The 23963-nt window shown below is 38.0% G+C and carries 26 protein-coding genes and 2 other annotated features; of the genes, 5 read left to right on the top strand and 21 right to left on the bottom strand.

Annotation, left to right across the window (positions count from 1 at the left end):
• Nucleotides 1–56: 56 nt before the first annotated feature.
• Nucleotides 57–1751: an FAD-dependent oxidoreductase gene (locus B3D94_RS02265; protein ID WP_291754236.1), complete on the top strand. Its 1695-nt coding sequence runs from the start codon at nucleotides 57–59 to the stop codon at nucleotides 1749–1751.
• A 36-nt stretch (nucleotides 1752–1787) separates the two neighbouring features.
• Here B3D94_RS02265 and B3D94_RS02260 read toward each other — a convergent pair whose 3' ends face one another.
• The 11 genes from B3D94_RS02260 to hmpA form a co-directional block, all read right to left on the bottom strand.
• The gene (locus tag B3D94_RS02260) at nucleotides 1788–2738 is read right to left on the bottom strand and encodes a c-type cytochrome (protein WP_069482901.1); all 951 of its coding nucleotides are present in this window, start codon (nucleotides 2736–2738) and stop codon (nucleotides 1788–1790) included.
• A 231-nt stretch (nucleotides 2739–2969) separates the two neighbouring features.
• Nucleotides 2970–3674, bottom strand: a complete 705-nt coding sequence (locus B3D94_RS02255; RefSeq protein ID WP_069482902.1) for a DsbA family oxidoreductase — start codon at nucleotides 3672–3674, stop codon at nucleotides 2970–2972.
• Nucleotides 3675–3676: 2 nt separating this feature from the next.
• Nucleotides 3677–4462 (bottom strand): sulfite exporter TauE/SafE family protein, encoded by a 786-nt coding sequence (locus B3D94_RS02250; protein ID WP_069482903.1) that lies wholly within the window; start codon nucleotides 4460–4462, stop codon nucleotides 3677–3679.
• Between the two features lie 68 nt (nucleotides 4463–4530).
• Nucleotides 4531–4758, bottom strand: coding sequence for a sulfurtransferase TusA family protein (locus B3D94_RS02245; RefSeq protein ID WP_069482904.1), 228 nt, complete (start codon nucleotides 4756–4758; stop codon nucleotides 4531–4533).
• Nucleotides 4759–4902: 144 nt separating this feature from the next.
• Nucleotides 4903–6030, bottom strand: a complete 1128-nt coding sequence (locus B3D94_RS02240; protein ID WP_193833294.1) for an MBL fold metallo-hydrolase — start codon at nucleotides 6028–6030, stop codon at nucleotides 4903–4905.
• A gap of 82 nt (nucleotides 6031–6112) precedes the next feature.
• On the bottom strand, nucleotides 6113–6508 hold the full coding sequence (locus B3D94_RS02235; protein ID WP_291754228.1) for a DsrE/DsrF/DrsH-like family protein: 396 nt from the start codon (nucleotides 6506–6508) through the stop codon (nucleotides 6113–6115).
• A 16-nt stretch (nucleotides 6509–6524) separates the two neighbouring features.
• Nucleotides 6525–7073, bottom strand: coding sequence for a sulfurtransferase TusA family protein (locus B3D94_RS02230; RefSeq protein WP_258269444.1), 549 nt, complete (start codon nucleotides 7071–7073; stop codon nucleotides 6525–6527).
• A 63-nt stretch (nucleotides 7074–7136) separates the two neighbouring features.
• Nucleotides 7137–7436: a rhodanese-like domain-containing protein gene (locus B3D94_RS02225; RefSeq protein ID WP_069482907.1), complete on the bottom strand. Its 300-nt coding sequence runs from the start codon at nucleotides 7434–7436 to the stop codon at nucleotides 7137–7139.
• Nucleotides 7437–7447: 11 nt separating this feature from the next.
• Entirely contained in the window at nucleotides 7448–7789 is a 342-nt protein-coding gene (locus tag B3D94_RS02220; protein ID WP_069482908.1) for a rhodanese-like domain-containing protein, read from the bottom strand.
• Nucleotides 7790–7833: 44 nt separating this feature from the next.
• Nucleotides 7834–8094 carry a metal-sensitive transcriptional regulator gene (locus tag B3D94_RS02215; protein ID WP_008175248.1) on the bottom strand — a complete coding sequence of 87 codons (261 nt, stop codon included), beginning with the start codon at nucleotides 8092–8094 and terminating at the stop codon, nucleotides 7834–7836.
• Between the two features lie 173 nt (nucleotides 8095–8267).
• Nucleotides 8268–9434: an NO-inducible flavohemoprotein gene (gene hmpA, locus B3D94_RS02210; protein WP_069482909.1), complete on the bottom strand. Its 1167-nt coding sequence runs from the start codon at nucleotides 9432–9434 to the stop codon at nucleotides 8268–8270.
• A gap of 190 nt (nucleotides 9435–9624) precedes the next feature.
• Here hmpA and B3D94_RS02205 point away from each other — a divergent pair, with 190 nt between their 5' ends.
• Nucleotides 9625–10062 (top strand): Rrf2 family transcriptional regulator, encoded by a 438-nt coding sequence (locus B3D94_RS02205; protein WP_069482910.1) that lies wholly within the window; start codon nucleotides 9625–9627, stop codon nucleotides 10060–10062.
• Nucleotides 10063–10111: 49 nt separating this feature from the next.
• Here the strand turns inward: B3D94_RS02205 and B3D94_RS02200 are convergent, their stop codons facing one another.
• The 5 genes from B3D94_RS02200 to B3D94_RS02180 all read right to left on the bottom strand — a co-directional run bounded on the left by B3D94_RS02200 (nucleotide 10112) and on the right by B3D94_RS02180 (nucleotide 13277).
• On the bottom strand, nucleotides 10112–11092 hold the full coding sequence (locus B3D94_RS02200) for a GNAT family N-acetyltransferase (protein WP_193833297.1): 981 nt from the start codon (nucleotides 11090–11092) through the stop codon (nucleotides 10112–10114).
• Nucleotides 11093–11136: 44 nt separating this feature from the next.
• The gene (locus B3D94_RS02195) at nucleotides 11137–11514 is read right to left on the bottom strand and encodes a VOC family protein (protein WP_069482912.1); all 378 of its coding nucleotides are present in this window, start codon (nucleotides 11512–11514) and stop codon (nucleotides 11137–11139) included.
• The gene (locus tag B3D94_RS02190) at nucleotides 11511–11948 is read right to left on the bottom strand and encodes a DUF1801 domain-containing protein (protein WP_291754215.1); all 438 of its coding nucleotides are present in this window, start codon (nucleotides 11946–11948) and stop codon (nucleotides 11511–11513) included. The genes B3D94_RS02195 and B3D94_RS02190 overlap by 4 nt, the downstream gene beginning before the upstream one ends.
• A 34-nt stretch (nucleotides 11949–11982) precedes the next feature.
• On the bottom strand, nucleotides 11983–12633 hold the full coding sequence (locus B3D94_RS02185) for a YdeI/OmpD-associated family protein (RefSeq protein ID WP_069482914.1): 651 nt from the start codon (nucleotides 12631–12633) through the stop codon (nucleotides 11983–11985).
• Nucleotides 12634–12782: 149 nt separating this feature from the next.
• Nucleotides 12783–13277 (bottom strand): DUF1648 domain-containing protein, encoded by a 495-nt coding sequence (locus B3D94_RS02180; protein ID WP_069482915.1) that lies wholly within the window; start codon nucleotides 13275–13277, stop codon nucleotides 12783–12785.
• A gap of 311 nt (nucleotides 13278–13588) precedes the next feature.
• Between B3D94_RS02180 and B3D94_RS02175 the strand changes: the two genes are divergently transcribed.
• A complete protein-coding gene (locus tag B3D94_RS02175) occupies nucleotides 13589–15283 on the top strand; it encodes a methyl-accepting chemotaxis protein (RefSeq protein ID WP_069482916.1) in 1695 nt (564 codons plus the stop codon).
• A gap of 65 nt (nucleotides 15284–15348) precedes the next feature.
• Here B3D94_RS02175 and B3D94_RS02170 read toward each other — a convergent pair whose 3' ends face one another.
• Entirely contained in the window at nucleotides 15349–16098 is a 750-nt protein-coding gene (locus B3D94_RS02170; protein ID WP_291754208.1) for an HAD family hydrolase, read from the bottom strand.
• Between the two features lie 197 nt (nucleotides 16099–16295).
• Nucleotides 16296–16534: a binding site (T-box leader), on the top strand.
• Between the two features lie 91 nt (nucleotides 16535–16625).
• On the opposite strand from B3D94_RS02170, the gene B3D94_RS02165 reads away from it, so the two are divergent.
• The gene (locus tag B3D94_RS02165; RefSeq protein WP_069482918.1) at nucleotides 16626–18197 is read left to right on the top strand and encodes a 2-isopropylmalate synthase; all 1572 of its coding nucleotides are present in this window, start codon (nucleotides 16626–16628) and stop codon (nucleotides 18195–18197) included.
• A gap of 46 nt (nucleotides 18198–18243) precedes the next feature.
• Here B3D94_RS02165 and metG read toward each other — a convergent pair whose 3' ends face one another.
• From metG to rsgA, 4 genes are all read right to left on the bottom strand, one after another.
• Complete coding sequence (metG, locus tag B3D94_RS02160; protein WP_291754204.1) at nucleotides 18244–19878, bottom strand: methionine--tRNA ligase; 1635 nt, start codon at nucleotides 19876–19878, stop codon at nucleotides 18244–18246.
• 57 nt (nucleotides 19879–19935) lie between these two features.
• Nucleotides 19936–20197 (bottom strand) — a binding site (T-box leader).
• Nucleotides 20198–20303: 106 nt separating this feature from the next.
• The gene (locus B3D94_RS02155; RefSeq protein WP_069482920.1) at nucleotides 20304–20951 is read right to left on the bottom strand and encodes an HAD-IA family hydrolase; all 648 of its coding nucleotides are present in this window, start codon (nucleotides 20949–20951) and stop codon (nucleotides 20304–20306) included.
• 15 nt (nucleotides 20952–20966) lie between these two features.
• The gene (gene fosM, locus B3D94_RS02150; RefSeq protein WP_291754201.1) at nucleotides 20967–21392 is read right to left on the bottom strand and encodes a FosM family fosfomycin resistance protein; all 426 of its coding nucleotides are present in this window, start codon (nucleotides 21390–21392) and stop codon (nucleotides 20967–20969) included.
• A gap of 20 nt (nucleotides 21393–21412) precedes the next feature.
• Nucleotides 21413–22483, bottom strand: coding sequence for a ribosome small subunit-dependent GTPase A (rsgA, locus tag B3D94_RS02145; protein WP_069482922.1), 1071 nt, complete (start codon nucleotides 22481–22483; stop codon nucleotides 21413–21415).
• A gap of 396 nt (nucleotides 22484–22879) precedes the next feature.
• Here rsgA and B3D94_RS02140 point away from each other — a divergent pair, with 396 nt between their 5' ends.
• The gene (locus tag B3D94_RS02140; RefSeq protein WP_291754199.1) at nucleotides 22880–23962 is read left to right on the top strand and encodes a type III polyketide synthase; all 1083 of its coding nucleotides are present in this window, start codon (nucleotides 22880–22882) and stop codon (nucleotides 23960–23962) included.
• Nucleotide 23963 lies beyond the last annotated feature (1 nt).

The following is a 23963-nucleotide window of genomic DNA, read 5'->3' as shown; positions in this document are numbered from 1 at the left end:
TATTTAAAAGCTTTTATATACCCTTATATGTATTAATTAAAAAGGAGTGTTGACAATTGAGTAAAAAATTTTTAGTTGTAGGTGGCGTTGCAGGTGGAGCATCCACTGCTGCCCGCATTCGTCGTCTCGATGAAAAGGCAGAAATTATTATGTTTGAAAAAGGACCAAATGTTTCATTCTCCAATTGTTCTCTCCCCTTTCATTTAAGCGGGATTGTTGAAAATAGTGACAAATTGATCTTAATGACACCTCAAGCCTTTCAAACAAAATACAATATCGAGGCTCGTGTACAGCAAGAAGTTGTACACATTAACCGAGAGCAAAAGACCATTACCATTAAGAATTTAATAACGGGTAGAGATTATGAGGAAAGTTTCGATACATTAGTTCTATCACCAGGAGCAAGCCCCATCGTCCCTGACTTAGAGGGTATCCGTTCAAACCATGTCTTTACCATTAGAAACGTCGTAGATATTAACCGTTTAAATCATTATCTACAAACGGATCATGTACAGGATATTGCTGTGATCGGTGGAGGCTTCATTGGTGTAGAGGTAGCGGAAAATTTGAAGCTAGCGGGCTATAATGTCTCTTTAGTTGAATTCGGCCAACAAATTATGGCTCCTTTTGATTATGATATGGCTCAAATATTGCACAAGGAAATGACCGATAAGGGGGTTCAAGTTATTGTCAATGACGGTCTTGCAAAGGTTACTCCAAATTATGTGACGTTAAATTCTGGCAAGCAATTGAAGGCACAAGCAGTGGTATTAGCGATTGGCGTTCGTCCTGAAATCCAATTAGCCAAAGAAGCCGGGCTAACTATCGGTAAGCTCGGAGGCATTCAGGTTGATGCTAATTACGTGACATCCGATCCTTCCATATATGCCGTGGGAGATGCGATTGAAGTATTCCATCAACTTACCCATAAACAGACACGACTTGCTTTAGCTGGACCCGCTCAGCGACAAGCTCGTGCTGCAGCTAATCATATGTATAACATCCCTCATCACCATAAAGGGGTTATCGGATCTTCAAGTGTACAAATTTTCGACCTCGTGTGTGCTTCAACGGGTTTGAACGAAAAAACAGCTCTAGCAAATGGCGTTCAGGCGAAAAGTGTTTATCTGATTGCTCCTGATAAAGTAGGCTTAATGCCAAATAGTAATCCGCTTCACTTTAAGCTCGTTTATGAAACACCAACGGGTAAAATCCTTGGAGCTCAAGCTATAGGTAAAGGCAATGCAGATAAACGAATTGATGTAATAGCTACCCTCATTACAATGGGTGGTACTTTAGAAGATTTGAAGGAGCTGGAGCTATCCTATTCTCCAATGTTTAGCACTGCCCGTGATATTGTCAATTTAGCAGCTCTTGTAGCTCAAAATCAATTACATGGACACTTCAAACAAGTAAAAGTTGATGAAGTGAGAACACTTATTGAAAATCAAGCCTACTTCTTAGACGTACGCGAAAAGAATGAATTTGAATCTGGTCATCTCCTTCATGCACATAATATTCCTCTAAGTGAACTTCGAGAAAGAATGCATGAGGTACCTAAGGATCAACCAGTGTATGTACATTGTCGATCTGGTCAGCGTAGCTATAATGCAGTTATGGCCCTTCAAAATAGCGGTTTTTCTAACGTCTTTAACGTAAGTGGGTCATTCCTCGGTATTAGCCTATATGAATATTTTACAGATCTCACAACAAACAGAGATAAAATTGTAACTGCTTATAATTTTAAATAACTTAAAAGGGATGCCCATAAACAGCATCCCTTTTCGTTAGTTTGTAGATAGTACCTTTTCCCAATCAATCGTACCATTTTTAACTTGTTCACGTATTTCTTTAGTCATAATATCATTTGGTTTTCCGCCTTTTGGCCAATCTTTATCATGATTTGGCCATTCAGGACGATCTTGAGATAAAATAAACGCTGCTAAATCAGCCGCTTCTTGATCTGTTAAAGTCCCTGCTGCACCTACTGGCATATTATTTTGAATATAGCCAGCCATTTTTGACATACGCGCCATACCTGCACCATCATTAAAGGAATTATCACCCCATAATGCTGGACCAGTATTGGCACCAGTCCCAGAACCATCAGCTGCATGACATGCTATACAGGACTGACCATATAGCTCCTCGCCATTATCCACATTCGGAATCGGTACATTCTTCATATCACTAGTACCTGCCCATTCACGTTTTGCTCCAATTGGAACACCTTCAGAAATATATGCAAAATAAGCGACCATAGCCTCTAGCTCATCACTATTCATTTCGAATTTTTTACCATTCATACTACGAACCATACAGCCGTTAATACGCTCTTCTATTGTAACTACACCACCTGAGCGTCCAATATATTGTGGATAATTGGCCATTACTCCTACTAATGATGATGCTTGCTCGTCATAGCCAGCCCCAGCATGGCAGCTTGTGCATGATAATTGGTTCCCTACATATTCGTCCGCGGCAACATGCGTGTTATTAACAAGCTCATAGCCGTTTAATATTGCTTCTTTCATTGGTCCATCTGGCACTTCATCAATACTTGGTGGAGCATAGACAACTGACTGAGCAGCTGCTGTCGTTGGTAATTGCGTCTGCACTGTCGTTTCATTCTCCTCCACAATCGAATCAACTGTAATTTTGTCACTAATAATTGTTGCTACAAAAATTGTGCCTACTAACAGTACTGTCCCTGCTACTCCTGCTACTATAGGTTTCATCTATAATACCCCCCTTTGTATACTCACTTATATTTTAGCAACATAACATTTAATTGGATGTGATTTTTCTCACACTACCGTAAAATAGAACCATTCAGATGATAAAAATGGATAAATTATCCACAAATTATTGTACTACAACACTGAAATCATGACTTAATACCTCTTATAGTATGTGGGTGAATCAAAAAAGTGCCGAGTACTTTAAGTACTCGACACTTATCCATCGGTTTACAGGTTACATGCTCCATCCGTACACGTATCCTCACCATTTCCCATTAATTGAATGGTTGGCTGGATCCCCACTATTTTTGCTGTCTGATGTAACGTTCGCACAAATACTTCAATTGGCTCAGCCCCTTTAATGCCATAACGATTTTCAAATACAAAGAATGGCACACTTTGTATACCAAGTTGCTGTGCATCATATCGATCCTGATCTAATGCCTCAAGAAAGACATTAGTAGCTAAAATGTCCTGCGCCTCCTCTATATCTAAACCTAATTGTTCAATTACCCTTAATAAAAAGGAATCATCATTCACATCTTCGCCAGCCATAAAATAACCTGCCATCAGTGCTTCAGTATATGCCGATGCTTGGCCAAATTGCTGCGTCCATTTAGCTAATCGATGAGCCTTTTCTGTGTGAGCTGTTGTCATCTTTTCAAAATTATAAGACAACCCAACTTCTGCAGCTCTTGATGCCATATTCTCTGTCATGCTACGTACTTCTTCACGTGTTGCGTTATACTTTTTAGCCAATGCATCTAAAAAAGTCGGTGCATTTACTTTAGGCGTTTCCGGACCTATTTGATAAGCCTTGTATTCAATTTCTACTTGTCCTTTATAGCCGCTTGTATCAATCGCACGTTCCAATTCTCGCTTGGCAATATAACAAAACGGACAAGTAAAATCCGTGAAAATTTCGATTTTCATGGTTATACCCCTCCAATAATATCTATCCAAATTTTAATGGCAGTCGCCAATATAAGCATTGCCAAAATGCCTTGCAAGCTTTTCGTATTTAATTTTTTTCCAGCTCTCGCACCAAGTGGGGCCGCTATAAGACTAGTAATAATCATAATAAGCGCTGGGAAATATTCAACTTGTCCTGTCATTAATTTCCCAACCATTCCACCTATTGAGGAGATAAATGTAATCGCTAAGCTAGTAGCAATGGTCATACGCGTAGGAATTCTTAAAACCACTAACATAATAGGGACTAATAAGAACCCACCACCCGCTCCCACAATGCCTGATCCAATACCAACAACTATGGCCAATAAAATTGCCAATGTTTTATTAAATGTGACATCCTGCATGGGTTGATCATCAATTTGCTTTTTTGGAATAAACATCATGACTGCCGCTATTAAGGCTAGCACACCATAAACTATATTGATGCCTGATTCGGATAAAAATTTGGAGCCAAAACTACCAACAAAACTTCCCGTTAAAATAGCACCCCCCATATAGATAATGAGTGATTTATTTAAATATCCACCCCTGCGATATACCCATACACCAGCAATGGATGCAAAAAATACTTGTATGGCAATAATTCCGGAAACTTCATGAGCCGAAAAGGCCATAAATCCTAATAACGGTGGAATATACAGTAACATCGGGTAATTAATAATTGCACCACCGATACCTAACATCCCTGATACAAACGAGCCGAGAAAACCAATTAAAAAGATCGTTAATATCCATGTAATATCCATGTATTCTTCCTTCTTTCCGAAAAGTGAAAGAAGGGTTGTTCTATTTAATAGACAACCCTCCATTATCCTTAAGCTTTCTGAATTAAAAACGTTATGACACCAGCTTCTTCGGATTGATCCAATATATTATGACCTCCAGCTTTTACCCAAGCAGGAATATCCGCTAAAGCCCCTTTATCTGTCACCTGAACTTCTAAAATTTCTCCTGTATTTAATGTGTCTATCGCCTTTTTTGTTTTCACAATAGGCATCGGACACGAAAGACCTGTTGCATCTAATTGTAAATTTGACTTCATATTGATCCCCTTCAACATGGCAAAGGTTGTAAGCGATTTGCCTGTTTTTTTATTATTTTAGATTCAGGAAGGATGAGCACCTTCATTTTCTGGACGATCCACATTTATAGTACACAGACCTATCCATTGTACTTTTAACAAATTTTATCGAACAGCACAGCGATTTGGCCCTATTTCCATTTCCGTTTGTTCATCTAATGTAGGGGTTATTTTCCCCATATTTACCTGACGAATTTCTTGATAGGCATTAGGTTGTGGTGGCAATTGATCTGTCACGACACGTTTAAATTCTACTTCGTCATGAATATTCAAACCATGATTTTGTAAAAATAAATCGCCTAGTCGTTTCGCTACTGTCCCATCTTCATTAAGTTCATCGATGATCATAAAGTGAGCTGGTAACACGATAAGCTCATCGGACAATTCTCGATAACGTTTGTAAAGTGTATTTCGTAAATCTCCAACCCAATCCTCAGCAAGGCCTGCTAAATCAGGGCGCCCAATAGAATCAACAAATAAAATATCCCCTGTTAACAAATATTGGCTATCGACAACAAATGATGTAGAGCCAATTGTATGACCTGGTGAGTAGATAGCTCCTACATCTATTTTTGATGTTCCAATTTGAACAGTCACTCCATCAACTAACGGTCTATATGAAAAGACAACCTCTTCTGCATCTTTTGGCGGCAAGTAATAGACTGCACCTGTTACCTCAGCTATATGACGTCCACCTGAAATATGATCGGCATGTAAATGTGTATCAAAAACATGTGTAATTTTCACATTCTTCTGTTCGGCGAAACTTAAAAATACATCTGTAAAGCGAACAGCATCAATGATCGCTGCCTCCCCTTCAGATATCACCATATAAGAAAGACAGCCCTTCCCTAAACGGACAAATTGATAAAGCTCTCCTCCTCCCGTTAAATCACCAATTTTAATAGGTTCTAAATATTCACTCCAAGATTTCATACCGCCTGCTAAATAGGCAACATCTCTACCAGCTTCTGACAACATTTCAGCGACCATCAATGATGATCCTTCTTTAGCACAAACGACTAGAATTTCTTTATTGGAGGGGATTTGCGGCAAGATCTCCTCAACACCATCTAACAGTTCAAAATATGGTACATTTAAATACTCAAATCGATGACCGTCAATTTTCCAGTCTTCAAACGCATCTGCATTCCGAACATCTAAAATAAACAACTCTTCATTATTAATGACCTTTTTAGCAATTTGTGAAGCATTCCATTTCTGCATTGGCATAAATATAACCCCCATAGGTATAATTTTGAAGTTTTTAAAGCGGAGAGCCTTTACCTCTCCGCCTTTCTTGAACAAAAACTCTTTAGAAAGTTAGTGATGGTGCTGCATCTTTTGCAAATTCAAGGAAAGTAACAGCTCCACCCACTTCAATTCCATCAATAAAATCATCTGTCAATAAACCCATTACATCCATAGTCATTTGACAAGCAATAAATTTAACGCCTAATTCTTGGGCTATGTCCACTAATTGAGGAATGGCAGGAACATTCGCTTTCGCAAACCCTTCCGCATAATGCTCTGCTCCAGCAGGCATTGGTAATGCATGCATCCCTTGCTTATGAATGAGATTCAATCCTTCAAACGTGAAGAAGATTGCTACTTCCTTTTCAGAAGCTGCAGCTGCCGTTGCGATATTAAAAACCTTATACGCATCAAATAAACCACCGTTACTTGCAATAATTGCTACCTTGTTAGACATAATAAAATTCCTCCTATTAAATGTTTTTTGTTAATTTACCTTTCCAAGATGTCATTCCTGGTAAAACATTAAAGACCTTTATAAAACCATGTGAAGCTAGCTTCTGCGCAGCCATATCACTACGCTTTCCAGTACGACAAATAACATAAATCTCTTGCTCTTTGTCGAGCTCGGAGAGTCGTGCTTCCAATTCACCCATCGGAATAGATTTAGCGCCCTCAATATGCCCAAAGGCAAACTCCGCTTCCTCACGTACATCAAGAATTAATCCATCACGATTGTTAATTTGCTCTAGATCAATCGTTGGGTCAAAAGAAATTTCTTCTATTTGATCGTTTGTACATTTGCGAATATAATGCTTGAGCACGTCTTCATTTTCTAAAGTGCCAATATATTGGTGTCCTACAGTTTCTGCCCATGCTGCAATATCAGCTTTTGATCCTTTGTCTGTCGCAGACACTTCTAAAATTTGGCCATCTTCCAGATCGGCCATTGCTTTTTTCGTTTTCACAATGGGCAATGGGCAAGAAAGGCCCTTGGCATCTAGCTGAAAATCTGCCTTCATCCTCATTACAACCTCCTTATACCTATAAGGGTATTATTTTTAATAAAAAAATATAGCTATATGCTAATAGTGTACTTCGCCCTCCCAGGACAACATTCCACCAACCATATTCGAGACATTAAAGCCTTTACCTTCTAATATTTCGGTGGCACGGCTACTACGAGCACCTGATCGGCAAACCATAATATATGGTTCATCCTTATTCAGATCCTGTACGCGGAACTCTAATAAACCAAGTGGAATATGGATAATACCCGGAATATGACCAGCCGCTACTTCATCTACCTCTCTTACATCAATCAGACTCAGCTCTTTGCCCTGCACGATAGCTTGCTCTACTTCTTTTGCTGTAATTTCCTTCATTTTCTTTCCTCCTAATATGCACTCATTCCACCACGAACATTTATAACACGCTCAAAGCCTTGCTTTTTCAGTTGCTTACATGCTTGACTACTACGCATACCACTTTGGCAAATCACTACCACTTCTTTATCCTTCGGTAGTTTGTCAAAGCTTGACCCGAGAGGCATATTTTTAAATTGCGAGATATGGCGCCCTTTAAACTCCGCTGGCGTGCGTACATCGATAAATATCTTATCCTTATCATTCAGCATATTTTTTAATTGGGTTGTAGAAATCGATTGAACGCCCTTTGTTGGTTTCATTCGCCAAATGAAAAATGCTACGATAATCGCAATAATAATCCATGTTTCCAAGTTATCACCTCTCCTTTTTTCATACGATAAAGGGTATATAAAAACTATCTGCTTTTCACCACTAAATCCATGGCTTCTCGGATGGCTGAATTCATTTTTTCAGCATTGCCTTCAGCAGTAGTTACACAATCTAATAAATTTTCACTAACAATAACTCCTATCGTCCGATCAACTGCTGAACGCACGGCAGATAGCTGTGTAATCACATCCTTACAGTTTTGCCCCTCCTCCATCATGCGTAAAATTCCGCGTAATTGACCTTCCATCCGCTTCACTCGATTAGCTGTTTTAGAGTCATAAGCCATTCTGTTCCAGCCTCCCTTCAAAACGATAGATTGAACTCGCTTACGTGATTCATAATATACCCCAATAGGTATATTGTCAACATGAAAGCTTCAACTCTTTTTCTTGAAAGTCTTTCGACTTATCAAAAAACCCCTGCTATGAGCTGTAACTCATAACAGGGACTTCTATGATTTTATTTAGCTAATTGCATGGCTGGTCCGAAGAATTCATAGTGAATTTTCTCGTCTTTCACGCCAATTTCTTGTAAGTTTTTAATAACTGTTTCCATAAAGCCTACAGGCCCACATACATAAACATCAGCGTTATCAGCTACTCTTTCTGCTAATAATTCTTTTGTAATTTGCTTGTCTTCATCAGAATATAGAGCCGTATACAATGCATTAGGTAACACATTTACTTTTCCTTGAATATCATCGCTAAACGCTACAACTTTTTCATTGCGTGCACACTGGATAAAGTTAACTTTATTCGTTGCATCATCTTTTAGAGATTGTAGCATACTGTTTAATGGTGTTACACCTATACCACCACTAACAAATGTAATAGGAGAAGTTGTTTCTTCTAAAACGAATAATCCTGCTGGCACACTTACATCTACTAAATCTCCAACTTGTAAGTCATCATGAATAAAGTTTGACACTTTGCCGTTTGGCGTATGATCACTTTCACGTTTCACTGAAATACGGTAACCATCTTCTGCGCTTGCTTGTGAAAGTGTGTATTGACGATTCATTAAATACTCTTCACCAGGAACTTTCACGCGAATACTAATGTATTGTCCTGGCTCGTAAGCTGGTAATGATGAGCCATCTTCATTAACAAAATAAACAGATGTAACTAAGTCGCTTTCTACCACTTTTTTCGCCACTTTTAATGGTCTAAATAGACGCCACCCACCATTATTTTCAGCTTTTTGGTATAACTCTTCTTCTACTTGAATGAAAACATCTGCAATAACGCCATATGCCTCAGCCCATGCATTAATAATATCGTCTGTCGCCGCATCGCCAAGTACTTCCTTAATCGCTTTTAATAAGTTTTCACCAACAATTGGATAATGCTCAGGTAAAATACCTAAACTACGGTGTTTATGCGCAATAAGCATGACTGCTGGTAAAATAGCTTCTAAATTTTCAATATGAACTGCAGCAGCATAAACTGTGTTTGCTAATGCTGTTTGCTGACGACCCTTTTCTTGGTTAGTGTGGTTAAAAATATTCAATAATTCTGGATGAGCTTGAAACATATTTTTGTAAAACGTCTTTGTAATCTCTACACCATGAACTTCTAATACAGGGACTGTTGCCTTAATGATTTGAATAGTTTCTTGTTTTAACATATCGCTTACCATCCTTTCGTGATTACAATATAACGCTTTCATTTTTTTAAAGCAATATGTAAAATACATCTTTAACAAAATAGACATAATTAATGTATTTTAAATACATCTTTAAAAGTGGTTTCAAAATATTATACTTCATTGTAAAAATGCTATAATTATTTTGAATTATAGAAAGTAGGGTGTTCTTATGCGCTTAACTTTATACACAGACTATTCTCTTCGTACGCTTATTTACTTAGGTGCAAAAGAAGAGGGCCAATTATCAACTATTCAAGAGATTTCAGAGGCTTATAATATATCGAAAAACCATTTAATGAAAGTGACGCACCAACTTGGATTGTTAGGCTATATAGAAACAATTCGCGGAAGAGGTGGCGGTATTCGTTTAGCCATCGATCCAAAAACCATCACCATTGGTGAAATTGTTCGTCATACAGAAGAGGATTTTCATTTAGTAGAATGTTTCGATAAAGAGAATAATCTATGTAAAATAGCTCCAGAATGTCAGCTAAAGGGTGTCTTATATGAAGCTTTACAGGCCTACCTGGCTGTACTAGATCGCTACACATTAGATGACTTCTTACATTCAAAGGAAAAATTAATGGCCCTCTTGCTAGGTAAATAAAAATACCCGCTCAACATCTGTTGGACGGGTATTTTTTTATGGAAAACATCTACAATTGCTTAGTAAAGAAAATCATATCTAATGCACGAATGCCGTTTTCATATATTGGCTCCGGATAGTCTCGAAAGAAATCCTTTTCAATGGACTCCATGCGAAAACCTGCCTTTTGATAAAAAGCTATATTATCAATACTTGAGTTTGCTGTTCCAACTAAAAGCGTTTGATAGCCTTCCTTCTGGCAAAATGCCGTAAGCTGTCGCAATACCTCTTTTCCGAGCCCCTTCGCTTGGAATTTTGGCACAATCGCAATATTTTTCAATTCGATGGTTGTTTTAGATTGAGGGATTAATAATGCCACTCCCGCAAGCTGTTCTCCACACTTCACTTCAAATAAAGTACCCTCATTTAGGTATTTTAGGATAGCCTCTTCACTCTCATCTGCAAGTAAAAGCTGTGGTAAAAAGGACTCTCGGCTCTCATTTACTTTTTTTAGAGATGTTCGATATTGTACAAAATCCTCACGTTCAAAAACATTTAAAACACATGGTTGTTTCTCTTTAGCTTCTAACCATGAATGCTCTTCTGGATAATCTTCTTCCACCCCTAATCGAATAAAGCTCAGCTTTTCTTGTGCCTTTTGTGAACGGATATTCACCTTCCTAGCTCCCGCAAAAACTCGCTTTAACCCAAGCTCAAAAAAGGCGATATCTAAAATAGCTGTTTTAGCCTCAAGATTATAACCTTTCCCCCAAAATGGATGGCCGAGCCAAGAACCGATATGACAACTGTTTTTATGTTGGTCTATAAACATCAATGCGGTCACACCGATAAACTGTCCCTCCTCATTTAAAACAACTCGAGGAACGGTCTTCCCTTCTTCTTCATCGATGCATTCACGCTTGATAAAATGAATAGTATCTTCTACTTTACCAACAGGTAACCCAAGTGCATCTCGAACCTGTGGCATAGAAGACAACTCATGCATGGCCTCAGCATATTTGATATCATGTCTCACTAAAGTTACCGTCATCTTCTATTCCCCTTTTATTAACATTCTATTGTCGTATTCTATTCTCAACTATACGATAGTTGCCAGGAGACGCCAAAGCGATCCTGAATCCACGCAAATTGCTTTGAAAACCCATAATGATCAAGTGGCATTAATGCTTGTCCACTTTCCACTATTTGATTTGCTAAATTCTTTATTTCTTCTTCAGATTCACACTCTAGAAAGATAGACGTTGATGGCGTAAACGAAAAGTTATGTTCAATAACACTATCATTCACCATTAGTTTTAACCCCTTTAATTGTAGGATGGCCATCGCTACCTGCTGAGAATTTTCCATATATTCTATCTGTATAACTTCTAAATCTGTAAACCATTGCTGATATTTTTCAATCGCTTCATGCGCTTGTCCTTGAAACATTAAAAAAGTTGTCGCGCTTTTCATCTATTTTTCGCTCCCTCATAATGTGAAATCCACTCTGCTGGTGTCATTTTTGCAGCAAGCTCACTAATTAAATCAAAGGGAATATGCTTCGTACTTGTAAAACGAATACAACTTTTTCCCATATTTAATTTTGTTAGTACTCGCCTCGCATATTCCTCTTGAAACCAAGAAAGTAATGCTTGGTCTGCGTATATGCCCATGTGATAGAGTGCAATATGACGCTTTTGGGCTGCAAGACTAATAAAAGGTAAGGGTGTATTTGGCTTCACATGATAGCCACATGGATAAGTTTCTAATGGCACAACATAGCTGACCATGTTATATTGCATAGTTTGTTCAAAACCCTCTGGCAAATTGGCTTCTAAAACATCAACAAGCTTACTAAAGGCATCACGCCATTTTTCATCTACTTGCTCCATATAAATGCTCTTCATACCTTAGCCTCATTTCGTCATTATTTTCCCTACTTCACTCATTTATTTGTGCCTTGCGATACAATTCCTTTGTTTTATAGCCTAGTCGAATAATTTGACGCATCTCTTGTAAGCGCACTTCCTGTGTTTCCTGCTTTTTCACACTATAGATATAACGTGCCCAATCCCTTTGATACCCCGGAGTGAGTCCATCATAAAATGCTAAATCATCCTGATTTTCGGAAAGTAAGTCCCGTAATGGATGGATCATACTTTCATAGTCCCTCACACATTGACTATTGGCTGTTTTTTTCTTACCTCTTCCTTTACCATCTCTTTTAATACTTAAGATTGAAAATGTTTCATCTAAAGACATTAGGCTAGAAAACTTCAAATCACTAGCGTCAATATACTTTTCCTCGTCCACATGAATCGCTGGAAAAATCTCATCTCGGTGAATAAATTGTTCATATTTTTTATTACCCTTTTTAGGATAAACAAAAAATAAATAGCCTTGCTCCACTAGACTATTATCTTTTAACACTTTTTGTAAATAAGTTACCATGGCATCTAAGGAAAACGCAAAAGAAATTATACGGTCATACGGTGCCTCTCCAGAATGAAATACTCCATCTAATATCGAATCAAGTGGCTGGTTATGGATGGCAATGGATAAATCATCCTTTAGTTTAAATTTCTTTTGCATCAATTAAACACCTCTTCTTTCACTCATTTTTAGCGACTAAAAATCGGCTCATACATTTGTATCTTAGTTTTGATAGTATACTGAATAAATGAGAGCTTGGGAACAAAAAATAAACGCTTGAAAATATCTCAAACGTTTACGGTTCAGCTCTATTTTATTTTGTGAGTAACTACTATGCCTTTAATAATCGGTATAATGATCCCAATCATGACAATTGGCAAGAACCACCATCCTATGGAAGTAGTCTCTCCTAGAGCAATGCGGACCATCTGGAGTGATATAAATGCGAATAAAATAAGGCAGAAATTTTTTACTTCGTTCAATATTTTTCTGCTATTTAAATAAAATGCTTCTACATTCTGTTCATTCAAACGAGCCGGAAAGTTATGCATATGTGGAGCTTTTTCAAAAAGACTCATTATTATCCATAGAAACACACCTATAAACGGAAGAATAATGAGCTCTATTTTTGAACCCCATCGATCAACCTCACCCTTACCATTAAAATGAACAGGAATTTCTTCAGGCAATTTCCCCCACATCACTGCAATATAAAAGATAGATAATAGGAATATTATAACTCCAATATAATCCCAAACCTTTTCAGATTTTGTTTTAGGGATTTTTAAAATGGGTCTATACACTTCGTACCACCTCAGTTCATCTTCATAAATAATTTACGTTTTGACTACTCTATAAGTTTCAAAATTTATGAATATTGGCTTAATATTCAATACACACCATTAATTATCGCTTTATTTCTAGCATACTTTAGCAGAAAATATCTTTTTTTTATTACTTCAATCACAAATTTCTGCCACCTTTAAACTATTTATTACAGTAAAAATACTCATAATACTTTGTAAAATTCATATTTTCTGATATAAATGATATATATACATATTTCATTAATTTGTAACATTTCTACTAAATACTGAGAAAGGAAATTTCATCTATGCGATTTACTATCTACAAGAAATTATTACTCGGTTTTTTTATAGTTATTTTAGTTCTAGTTGCTACTATCGGCTTAAATATAAAGCAGCTTGATTCGGTGAACAAAACTTATCGTACATTATTGGAGGAGCAAACAACTAAATCTATTGCTATTCAGGAATTACGCGTTATTGCCAAACAAGAGATAGTTAGTTTGCGTGGCTATTTACTGCTTGGAGATAAACAAAATCTTCAAAGCAATCAAGACTCTCGAACAGAATTTAAACAAAAATCTGAAGAGCTAATGTCATCTTTGACGACGGAAAAATCTATTAAATTTCTAGAAGCTATTAATAAAAGTGAGCAAAATGTTCAACAGTTTGCGGACCGTATGTTTGAATTAAAGGCTGCAGGTGAAACGGAAAAGTATGAAAAGCTTGATAGTACACAAGGGCGTCTGATTATTAAACAATTTGACGAACGCGTTGAAAACCTTTCCGATTATCAAAATGAGTATATTGAAGTAAAAATTGCCGCTACCTCTAAACAAATTCAAGATATTAAGTTCCAAATGTTACTTCTTGGAGTGTTTGCTGTCGTCATAAGTCTGATAATTGCAATGGTAGTTGGTAGTCTAATGTCTCGTCCAATTAACGGTATGGCCAAGGCAGCTAAAAAAATAGCAGAAGGTGACTTAACGGCTGAACAGATTCGTATCAAAAATCGTGATGAAGTGGGTGATTTAGCCCAAGCATTTAATCAAATGGCCGTTAATTTGAAAGATTTAATTACAAATGTACGTCACAACACTGTCCAAGTTAGTGGCTCTGCTGCTGAATTAACAGCAAGTGCTGACCAAACCATCCAAGCGACAGAGCAGATCACTTCTTCGATTCAAGAAGTGGCTAGTGGCTCTGAGGCTCAAGGTAAAAATGCTACAGAAAGCTCCGAAGCGATGAAGAATATGACAAAGGGCATACAGCAATTAGCATCTACTACGGCGGCGGTTTCGGAACTAGCGATGGAAACGAATTCTGAGGCTCAAAAGGGCAATGAATCATTACATCGAGTGATTTCACAAATGACTACTATTAATACTGCTGTATTAGAATCTGCAAGTGTTGTAAAGAACTTAGACGGGCATTCTATAGAAATTGGTAACATTATCGGCATTATTACAGATATTGCGGAGCAAACAAATTTATTAGCGCTCAATGCCGCTATCGAGGCAGCTCGTGCGGGTGATCATGGGCGGGGCTTTGCCGTCGTGGCAGACGAGGTGAAAAAGTTAGCAGAGCAATCTAAAAAATCTGCTGAACAAATTGCTACGTTGATTGCAGAAATTCAACAAGATACAAACCGTGCTGTAACGGTGATGGATACTGGTACACAAGAAGTACAAATTGGTATGCAAGTGGTACAAGTAGCTGAAGAAGGCTTCTCTAAAATTGTAGAGCTTATTGAACAAGTGTCCATGCAAATCCAAGAAGCTACAACAGTTTCGGAAGAAATGTCATCTAGTGCAGAACAAATTTATGCATCCTTCGATGAAATAGCAACAATCGCTCAAATGTCTTCTAGTAACTTGCAAAATGTTGCTTCAGCCTCCGAGGAGCAATTAGCAACTATCGAGGAAGTCGCTGCTTCCGCAGCAACACTTTCAAATATGGCTGAGGAGCTTCAAACAGAAGTCTCACGCTTTAAATTAGAATAAATGCAAACTGCTCGGATTCCCTCTAGGAAACGAGCAGTTTTTTTCTATATATGTATAGGCTTTACTCACTTATATTTATCGCTTAAATGGCTGAGCATTTCTATAATGGCTGCTTCCTCACTAGGAACTTGCAAAGTAGCCCTCTCACCAACCTGATGATTCCCTACACAAACACTTTCCTTTGCCTTCAAAAACATCGAGGCATCGTTCGCATCATTTCCAAATGCAATATATTCCCCTTCGATGACACCTAATTTAGTTAAGCCATTCCACTTATCAATACCTTTAGGGCTTATATCAATAATATTTTCTGATGCATGTTCATAAAGAGTAACAGCAAGCTGTTGTAGCTCAAATAACACTGCGTCTCTATTCTCCCCCGGAAATAAAACTATTTTTACAATATCATGAAGATCTTGCAACGCTACTTTTTTAGCTATTTTTAGAGGATCTAGATTTTGATAAATGGGATGACCCTCACTGCCTGTATACGCATAATCCCACTGGCTATCTACTAGATATGGTATTTGAAATGCTGTAATGATCTGCACAAGCTCCCCAACTATCTCCGTCTCAAATGCTGTAACCTCCTTCGTTACTCCATTACAAGCGACGAATGCTCCGTTTCCGCCTACCATTGAATATTCTCGCATCGTCTCCGGCAATACAGGTAATAGATCACGTATTGGTCTTGCGGAGGCAAAAATAACTTCATGCCCACTTTGTATACATGCCTCTAACGCATTGATAATACCCACACTCAAAGGCTTTCCTTTAAAGCAAATTGTACCGTCTAAATCAAAGACAAATTTCATGTTTCCTCCTACGTCTCCAACGTTCATTGACAACCTTTATTATCTCACAGAAATGACTTTTTTTAGTGGACGATTATTTATTTCACAACTATCAAATATTTAACAAAATAAACATTACTTTAGACAGAATTAAAAAAATTTTTAGAAAATTATTGACAGGCAATTAATATCCAAGTAATATTGCTTTCAACAACACATTGCAGGCCAAGATTGGAAATAGTAAAAATGGTGATGTACTTGTAGAGAGCCGATGGTTGGTGAAAATCGGTAGGCACACATTTTGAACTCGTCCATGAGCTACTCCCTGAATAGTCTAGTAAGGGATGTCGGTTTCCCCCGTTAACAGGATAGACAGTGATAGCTGTCGATAAGGGGACTTTTTCTGTATAGAGAAGGTCAATTAGAGTGGTACCGCGAGCATAAACTCGTCTCTATTTTTAAATAGAGATGGGTTTTTTTATTTTTTAATGAATCATTGGCCTACGTGTAGATTTTAAATACTGATAACTACAGAGGAGTGTTAAAAAATGGGAAGAAAAATTTGGGTATTTGATACAACATTACGTGATGGTGAACAGGTGCCAGGCGCCAAGCTAAATTTATATGAAAAAGTAGAAATAGCACAGCAACTGAAAAAATTAGGTGTCGATATTATCGAAGCTGGATTCCCCGCTTCATCACAAGGTGATTTTAATGCCGTCAAAGCTGTAGCTGAGAAGGTCGGTACTACTAGCGATATTATGATTACAGCATTAGCACGGGCTGTAAAGGCAGATATTGATGCCGTCTATAATGCTGTGAAATACGCTGAAAATCCTATGATTCACATGGTTCTTGGGACATCCGATATACATGTGGAGAAAAAATTTAGTAAATCAAAAGATCAAATTTTGCAAATTGGTGTAGATGCTGTAAAGTATGCAAAAACTCTATTGCCGCAAGTTCAATATTCTACAGAGGATGCATCCCGTTCAGACTTTGAGTATCTTTGGAAAACGATTGAAGCTGTTATGAGGGCTGGTGCTACTATGATTAACGTTCCTGATACAGTCGGCTTTGCAGAACCAGAAGAGTTCGGTGAAATGATCTTTAAATTAAACAACCGTATGAAAAACTTAGACGACAGTGTTCTTCTTAGTGTTCATTGCCACAATGATCTTGGAATGGCCACAGCCAATACGCTTGCTGCGATAAAAAATGGTGCCGATAAAGTCGAATGTACAATTAATGGTATCGGTGAACGCGCAGGTAATGCGGCCTTAGAAGAAGTCGTTATGGCACTAAAAACGCGTAGCTCTGTCTACAATGCTGATACACGTATTAACACAAAAGAAATTATTAATACGTCACGTCTTGTTTCTAGTTTTATGGGCTTAGATGTTCAAGTTAATAAAGCTATTACGGGAGATAATGCATTCGCCCATTCATCGGGTATCCATCAGGACGGATTACTAAAATCTCGTGATGCCTATGAAATTGTGCATCCTGAAGACGTTGGTCTTGATGATATGGAGCTAGTACTGACAGCGCGTTCTGGTCGACATGCCGTGAAAAATGCACTTGAGAAATTAGGGTTTTCGAATCTTTCTACAGACGAATTCGAGGGAATCTTTGAAGGCTTCTTAAAGCTAGCGGATGCCAAAAAGGAAGTATACGATCATGATTTATACGTGATCGTTGAAAGCTATTATGAAAAACATGATGCTTCTCACAAGAATGCAACACATTATAGTGACCAATTCTTTGATATCGAAGATCTACAAGTCGTCAGCAATACAAGCTTCCCTTCTGCGAGCGTTAAAGTACGCAAAGGTAATGAAGTATTAAAGGCTAGCGCAGTCGGCTCAGGTCCAATTGATGCTCTCTATTCTGCCATTGCAGAAATTACAAACATGGATGTAAAATTAGTGGAATATAATATTAATAGTGTTTCGCGTGGCAAAGAGGCATTAGGAAAAGTAAAAATCACGATTGAGCATGAAGGTGAAAAGTATATGGCTAAAGCTGCAGATACTGACATTCTAAAAGCCAGTGCCCTAGCCTATATTAATGCCATCAATAGCATAGTGGTGGCAAAATTAACACCTGTCATGAATTAAAACAAGAGAAGCAGTATGGCCCATAAGCCATACTGCTTTTTAGATGCTATCGACTATCTCTTACTAACTTTTGATATTCTTCTTCTATTAGTTCGATGTCCAGTCGTTCAAACAAGGGTGTTACGTCTTGAATAGTTTTAGGTAACTCCACTTGCTCATGCCACATCATTTCATCTATACCTAGCATATTTCTTACTTTCTCTGCTGAAAACGGTAGGAATGGATGTAGTAATTGTCCGAGATTGGCAATGATATAGACGCAGGTTGCTAGTGTATGATTGCCTGCACCTACATTATCTTTTACTTGTAACCATGGCTGTTGTTCATCGAAGTAACGATTAGCGCCACGAATATACTCAAAAATGGACTCTAATGCTGGCTTGAAATGACCACTCTCAATAAGAATACCCACTTCATTAAATAGCTGAATAGTTTGTTTGCGAATAGTACTATCCACCTCAGCCTGAGGTACTTGATTAGCAAAGGATTTCTCTATAAATTTCAATGTTCGATTCACAAAATTACCATAGGCACCAAGTAATTCACCATTATGGCTGTAAATAAATTCCCGCCATGAAAAATCAGTATCGCGATTTTCCGGTGCATTAGTCGTTAAGAAATAGCGAATAGAGTCAGCATCATAACGACTTAAAATATAAGGAACCCATACAGCCCAGTTTTGACTCGTCGATAATTTGCGTTTTTCTAATGTTAAATATTCATTAGATACAATATGTGTCGGTAAAGCTTTCGCACCTAGTCCCATCAAAATGGCTGGCCAAATAACTGTGTGGAAAGGGATATTATCCTTCCCATGGACATAGTACGAAATGGTTTCTTCATTCCATAAGTCTTCAATCGCCATATGATGTTGCTTTGCCCATTCTAGGCTAGCTGTTAAATACCCTGCAACTGCTTCAATCCACACATATATTTTCTTACCCTCAAAGTCAGGAACTGGAACATCTATTCCATTTGGCAAATCTCTCGTTACCGCTCGGTCAGGAACGCCCTCTGCTAAGTAACGCTCTGTCAAACCTAATGCATTGTCTCTCCAACGTTTTTCTGCCTTTGCCTCGGATAAAAAGGTCTCTAATTTCCCTTGAAATTGACTAAAGGTAAAATAAAAATGTTCTGTCTCTCGAATTACTGGTTCATTCCCACATATTTTACAGCACTTATCGATTAAATCCAGTGGGTCTAAAATTTCCGAGCAGTTATCACATTGATCCCCTCTCGCCTTTGCACCACAATTTGGGCATATGCCCTCTACAAATCGATCCGGCAAAAATTGTTGATCTGCCTCACAGTAAGCCTGTTCAATTTTCTTTTTATATAAAAAATTGTTGGCAAGTAGCTGTAAAAATAAGCCCTTAACGGATTCATGATGGTGCTCTGCGTCTGTTCTTGTGTATAAATCATAAGTAAATCCTAGCTCATTAAAACATTTTGTAAATTCTTCATGATAATGATTAGCAATCGCCTCAGTTGTTGTGTTTTCCTGTGCTGCACGAATAGAAATTGGTGTACCATTACAGTCACTACCCGATACGTATAATACTTGCTCACCTTTTTGACGGTAATATCTAGCCAAAATATCACCTGGTAATAGTGCGGCTACATGTCCTAAATGCAAAGAGCCATTTGCATATGGCCAAGCGCCTCCAATAACAATAGTCATTCTAAATTGCTCCCCTCACATAAAAAATGGTAAAAAAAAATCGCCCTAATCAAATCTGATTAGGACGAGTCTACCCGTGTTACCACCTATATTTACAAATAGCTCACACTATTTGCCTCATTCAGTACGTCTTTTTTTTAAATAAGAGATACTGCCGCTGTTGTAACGAGTGCCCATCTCGTCGTAATCTACTTGCTCAATAGCTTTCGGTACGAAGCTCAAAGGTCATTTTCAAAAGGATTCATTTACCTCATTTCCACCAACAGAGGCTCTCTACAAAATGCTGTTCCTATTTACTTTTCCTTTTCAATGCCTTATCTATAGGATTGGCACTATTTTACGCTTTATTGCGATGAAATGCAATAATTGTCGTTAAGTCGATTCCATTTTTTCAAAACGTACAAATGTTAATGGATTTATCATGATTAGCCTATCTCTATGTTTAATAACTCCGTTAAATCATCTATTACAATATGTGCCTGTTGCAATTCGTGGTCCTGAGCAAAGTCAAAACGAACACCTATAGAGAGTAGTTCATTATCGCGGGCAGCTTGAATATCGGATGAACGATCTCCAACTACTGCCCCGTCCTGAATTCCATTCTCTTGCATCACTTTTTTAACTAAGTCTGATTTATGCCCGCTTGCAATGGATTGAATGCTGTAAGTCCCCTTTATAAATTGCTTTAATTGATAGGTTTCAACAATGGCCTGTAAATAGTCAACCTGTCCATTACTCGCTATGTATAACGGATAGCTTTTTGACAATGTGGCAAGAGTTTGCTCAGCATGTGGATAAAGCGCACCTTTACGACTACGGATTTGTTCCGTCAACTTTACATGAAATAGCGCATTGCTCTCTTCACGTATGTCTACTGAATGCATTGGACATAAAGTCTCCCATACAACCGGTAGAGGAACGCCCATAATTTCACGGTATTTTTCAATGGGTGTTTCTCCCTGCCATAAGCCTTTTGTACGCAACACATCAAATGTGGCATCCAGCGCAGGTTCTAAAATAAGATTTGTTTGAAATAAAGTGCCATCCATATCAAAAATAAAAGCTTTCGTCATAAAATCACTCCTTGATTAATGATTAAAAAACTCCATATGTAACTTTTCCTTCTTATAATAATCTAAACGATCTTGTAAAGTCCCCGTATGAAATTCAAACTTATGTCCATCTGGATCAGTAAAATAAATTGATTTTTTATCTCTTTCTTCTCTTTGTCGGCCATCTAAAATATGAACCTTCAATTGTACCAACTTATCATACATTTTATCGAATTCATCCTCAGGGATCGTGAAAGCGATATGTGTATAGGAATAATGAATGTCATTGCGCGGTATATCTTTTTCAACATTGAGGGCAAGCCACAGCCCATTTACATCAAAATAGGCTGTGCTGTTTCCCTTTACAAGTAACTTAGCATCGAAAACATTTTCATAAAATGCAATGGATTGCTCTAGATCAGACACTGAAAATAGTAGATGATTTATGCTTTGTACGGTCATATGTGTATGTGTGCTCCTCTTTATTTTTTACCCTTTTTAGCGCCTTTAGAAATTTGCTTCCACTTACGTTGCTCCTCGAGCTTTGCTTGCACATTTGTTTTACGTTCCATATAAGCCAATTCCCTTTGTAGCTTAAAATAGCTTTGTAAACGGTTTTGATTAAGTTCACCATCAGTAATAGCTTGCTGTACTGCACAATACGGCTCTTTTTGGTGGGTACAATCACGATAACGGCAAGCTTTCGCTAATTCCTCAACATCTTGAAAGCTAGATGATAAACTATCACCTTGATTCCATAATTGTAGCTCACGCATTCCTGGCGTATCAATTAAACAGCCACCAGAAGGTAACATCACTAACTCTCTGTGAGTCGTTGTATGACGTCCTTTAGCATCGTCTTCACGAATGTCTGATACCTTCATCAGCATCTCGCCACACAGAGCATTTGTTAATGTAGATTTCCCTGCACCGGAGGAGCCCAGTAATGCTCCAGTGACCCCTTCTGTAAATAAGGCCTGAATTTCCGTTAACCCTTCTCCAGAAATGGCACTCGTTACGAAAATATCTACTCCAAATGCTACTGACTCAACTTCTTTCACTAAGCTTGATGCATCATCGCATAAATCTGCCTTTGTTAGAACAATAATGGGCTTTGCACCTGAATCCCAGGCAGCTACTAAATATCGTTCCAAACGGCGAATATTAAAATCAGCATTCAAGCTCATGACTAATAACACAATATCCACATTCGATGCAACAATCTGTTCCTGGATTTCCAGACCAGCAACTTTTCGAGAAAAAACAGATTTTCGTTGGAATAATTGATGAATAATTGCTCGTTCCTCACCAGGCATTTTCTCTACCAGCACCCAATCGCCAACTGCCGGATAGTCTTCACGATTTAAAGATGTATAGGCATAATGACCAGCGATTGTTGCAAGCCATTCCCCTTCCTGAGCTAACACTCGATAGGAATGCTTATGCTCTAAAGTAACCCTTGCAGGCACACAATTTTTAAACTTAGACTGTTTCTTCATTTCTAACATTTGCTCTTCAAAATATTTTGTAAAACCTAATGTTGTTAAATTCAAATTAATTTCCTCCTAAAGGTGCGTTTCCATTACGCTTCTTGCAGACTTCTGCCAGAAGCAATTATCTTGATTCAGCAAATTTGAACCATGATAAAAAAACCTTGTATCTGCGCAATTCGGCAGTTACAAGGTTTCACACGCACGTTTAAAGGATATACAAATACCTCGAGCTATGCACGACGTCGCTTTGTATATTTTAGGCGTGTGAAATGTAACAAACCGAATTGCAGTTCGCTAAAAATAGATTTATTCATCATGTCACATCACCTACTTTCCATTTAGTTGTTACCAATATATATAAAATTTAGGAAATTGTCAAATAAAATATTATTAGCATGTATCTCCTTCCTCAACGCATAGAATGTACAAGACCAATAAATGCGAGGAGATGTTGAATTGCCTAAAATCATTTCTATTAGCACACATCAACCACCTTACACATTACAGCAATCAAATGCGGAGGAGCTAACGAAAGAGCTTTTCTATGAAAAAATCCCAAAACTAGAGCGCTATTTAAAGGTTTTCGATAATGGTGGAATTGAAACACGTCATTTTTGTGTTCCACCTGAGTGGCATCGTACAAACCATTCCTTTGAGGAACGTAATGATTTATATATCGAACTAGCTACACAATACAGCGTAAGCGTCATTCAGGCATGCTTACAAAATGAAGCCTTCTTACATTCACCCATTTCTCCTGAAGAAATCGACGCCATCATATTTGTAAGCAGTACGGGGATCTCTACACCTAGTATTGATGCACGTGTGATGAACAAGCTTTCTTTTTCCGATCAAATGAAACGAATTCCGCTATGGGGTTTAGGCTGTGCAGGAGGAGCAGCCGGTGTTAGCAGAGCCTATGATTTTTGTAAAGCACATCCTAATGCAAAGGTGCTTGTTGTTTGTGTAGAATTATGTAGCCTCACTTTTCAGCCAAATGATTATTCTAAAAGTAATTTAATCGGTGCTTCACTTTTTGCTGACGGTGCCGCCTGTATTCTCGTATGTGGGGATGAAATCATTATTGATACAAAAAAACCATCACCAGCTATTCTGGCGACAGGCTCTAAATGGATGCCAGATTCAGAAAATGTTATGGGATGGGAAGTTAAAAATAATGGTCTTCACGTCATTTTCCAAAAAAGCATTCCGGCTATTATTACTAGTTGGCTTGGACCATATATTGAACAATTTTTACTGGAACAAGGAATTTACAGTGAACAGCTTACTCATTTCATTGCACATCCTGGAGGAAAAAAAGTATTAAAAGCCTATGAGGACACGCTTTATCTTTCTTCTCAAAAAACCGACATTTCTCGGGAAATATTACGTCAGCATGGTAATATGTCATCGCCAACCGTGTTATATGCGTTAGAACAATTTATGTTACATGAAGGACAAGTGGAGGATACAGGTTTACTCGTCGCTCTTGGCCCTGGTTTTTGTGCAGAAGCTGTATTACTAAACTGGAGGGGGTAGC

Origin of the sequence: Lysinibacillus sp. UBA5990 (assembly GCF_002429815.1) — a bacterium.
Lineage (GTDB): Bacteria > Bacillota > Bacilli > Bacillales_A > Planococcaceae > Lysinibacillus > Lysinibacillus fusiformis.
This window is presented reverse-complemented; position numbering and strand designations above follow the sequence as displayed.

What these genes read in the sequence shown, in the direction of transcription:
- B3D94_RS02155 (WP_069482920.1), bottom strand. Translation starts at nt 20,951, where the DNA reads ATGACGAAAGCTTTTATTTTTGATATGGATGGCACTTTATTTCAAACA.
- B3D94_RS02245 (WP_069482904.1), bottom strand. Translation starts at nt 4,758, where the DNA reads ATGAAGTCAAATTTACAATTAGATGCAACAGGTCTTTCGTGTCCGATG.
- B3D94_RS02230 (WP_258269444.1), bottom strand. Translation starts at nt 7,073, where the DNA reads ATGAAGGCAGATTTTCAGCTAGATGCCAAGGGCCTTTCTTGCCCATTG.
- B3D94_RS02235 (WP_291754228.1), bottom strand. Translation starts at nt 6,508, where the DNA reads ATGTCTAACAAGGTAGCAATTATTGCAAGTAACGGTGGTTTATTTGAT.
- hmpA (WP_069482909.1), bottom strand. Translation starts at nt 9,434, where the DNA reads ATGTTAAAACAAGAAACTATTCAAATCATTAAGGCAACAGTCCCTGTA.
- B3D94_RS02190 (WP_291754215.1), bottom strand. Translation starts at nt 11,948, where the DNA reads ATGAAGAGCATTTATATGGAGCAAGTAGATGAAAAATGGCGTGATGCC.
- B3D94_RS02240 (WP_193833294.1), bottom strand. Translation starts at nt 6,030, where the DNA reads ATGCCAATGCAGAAATGGAATGCTTCACAAATTGCTAAAAAGGTCATT.
- B3D94_RS02185 (WP_069482914.1), bottom strand. Translation starts at nt 12,633, where the DNA reads ATGCAAAAGAAATTTAAACTAAAGGATGATTTATCCATTGCCATCCAT.
- fosM (WP_291754201.1), bottom strand. Translation starts at nt 21,392, where the DNA reads ATGACCGTACAAAGCATAAATCATCTACTATTTTCAGTGTCTGATCTA.
- B3D94_RS02170 (WP_291754208.1), bottom strand. Translation starts at nt 16,098, where the DNA reads ATGAAATTTGTCTTTGATTTAGACGGTACAATTTGCTTTAAAGGAAAG.
- B3D94_RS02200 (WP_193833297.1), bottom strand. Translation starts at nt 11,092, where the DNA reads ATGACGGTAACTTTAGTGAGACATGATATCAAATATGCTGAGGCCATG.
- B3D94_RS02255 (WP_069482902.1), bottom strand. Translation starts at nt 3,674, where the DNA reads ATGAAAATCGAAATTTTCACGGATTTTACTTGTCCGTTTTGTTATATT.
- B3D94_RS02215 (WP_008175248.1), bottom strand. Translation starts at nt 8,094, where the DNA reads ATGGCTTATGACTCTAAAACAGCTAATCGAGTGAAGCGGATGGAAGGT.
- B3D94_RS02260 (WP_069482901.1), bottom strand. Translation starts at nt 2,738, where the DNA reads ATGAAACCTATAGTAGCAGGAGTAGCAGGGACAGTACTGTTAGTAGGC.
- B3D94_RS02225 (WP_069482907.1), bottom strand. Translation starts at nt 7,436, where the DNA reads ATGAAGGAAATTACAGCAAAAGAAGTAGAGCAAGCTATCGTGCAGGGC.
- metG (WP_291754204.1), bottom strand. Translation starts at nt 19,878, where the DNA reads ATGACTATTGTTATTGGAGGCGCTTGGCCATATGCAAATGGCTCTTTG.
- B3D94_RS02250 (WP_069482903.1), bottom strand. Translation starts at nt 4,462, where the DNA reads ATGGATATTACATGGATATTAACGATCTTTTTAATTGGTTTTCTCGGC.
- B3D94_RS02195 (WP_069482912.1), bottom strand. Translation starts at nt 11,514, where the DNA reads ATGAAAAGCGCGACAACTTTTTTAATGTTTCAAGGACAAGCGCATGAA.
- B3D94_RS02205 (WP_069482910.1), top strand. Translation starts at nt 9,625, where the DNA reads ATGCGCTTAACTTTATACACAGACTATTCTCTTCGTACGCTTATTTAC.
- B3D94_RS02165 (WP_069482918.1), top strand. Translation starts at nt 16,626, where the DNA reads ATGGGAAGAAAAATTTGGGTATTTGATACAACATTACGTGATGGTGAA.
- B3D94_RS02175 (WP_069482916.1), top strand. Translation starts at nt 13,589, where the DNA reads ATGCGATTTACTATCTACAAGAAATTATTACTCGGTTTTTTTATAGTT.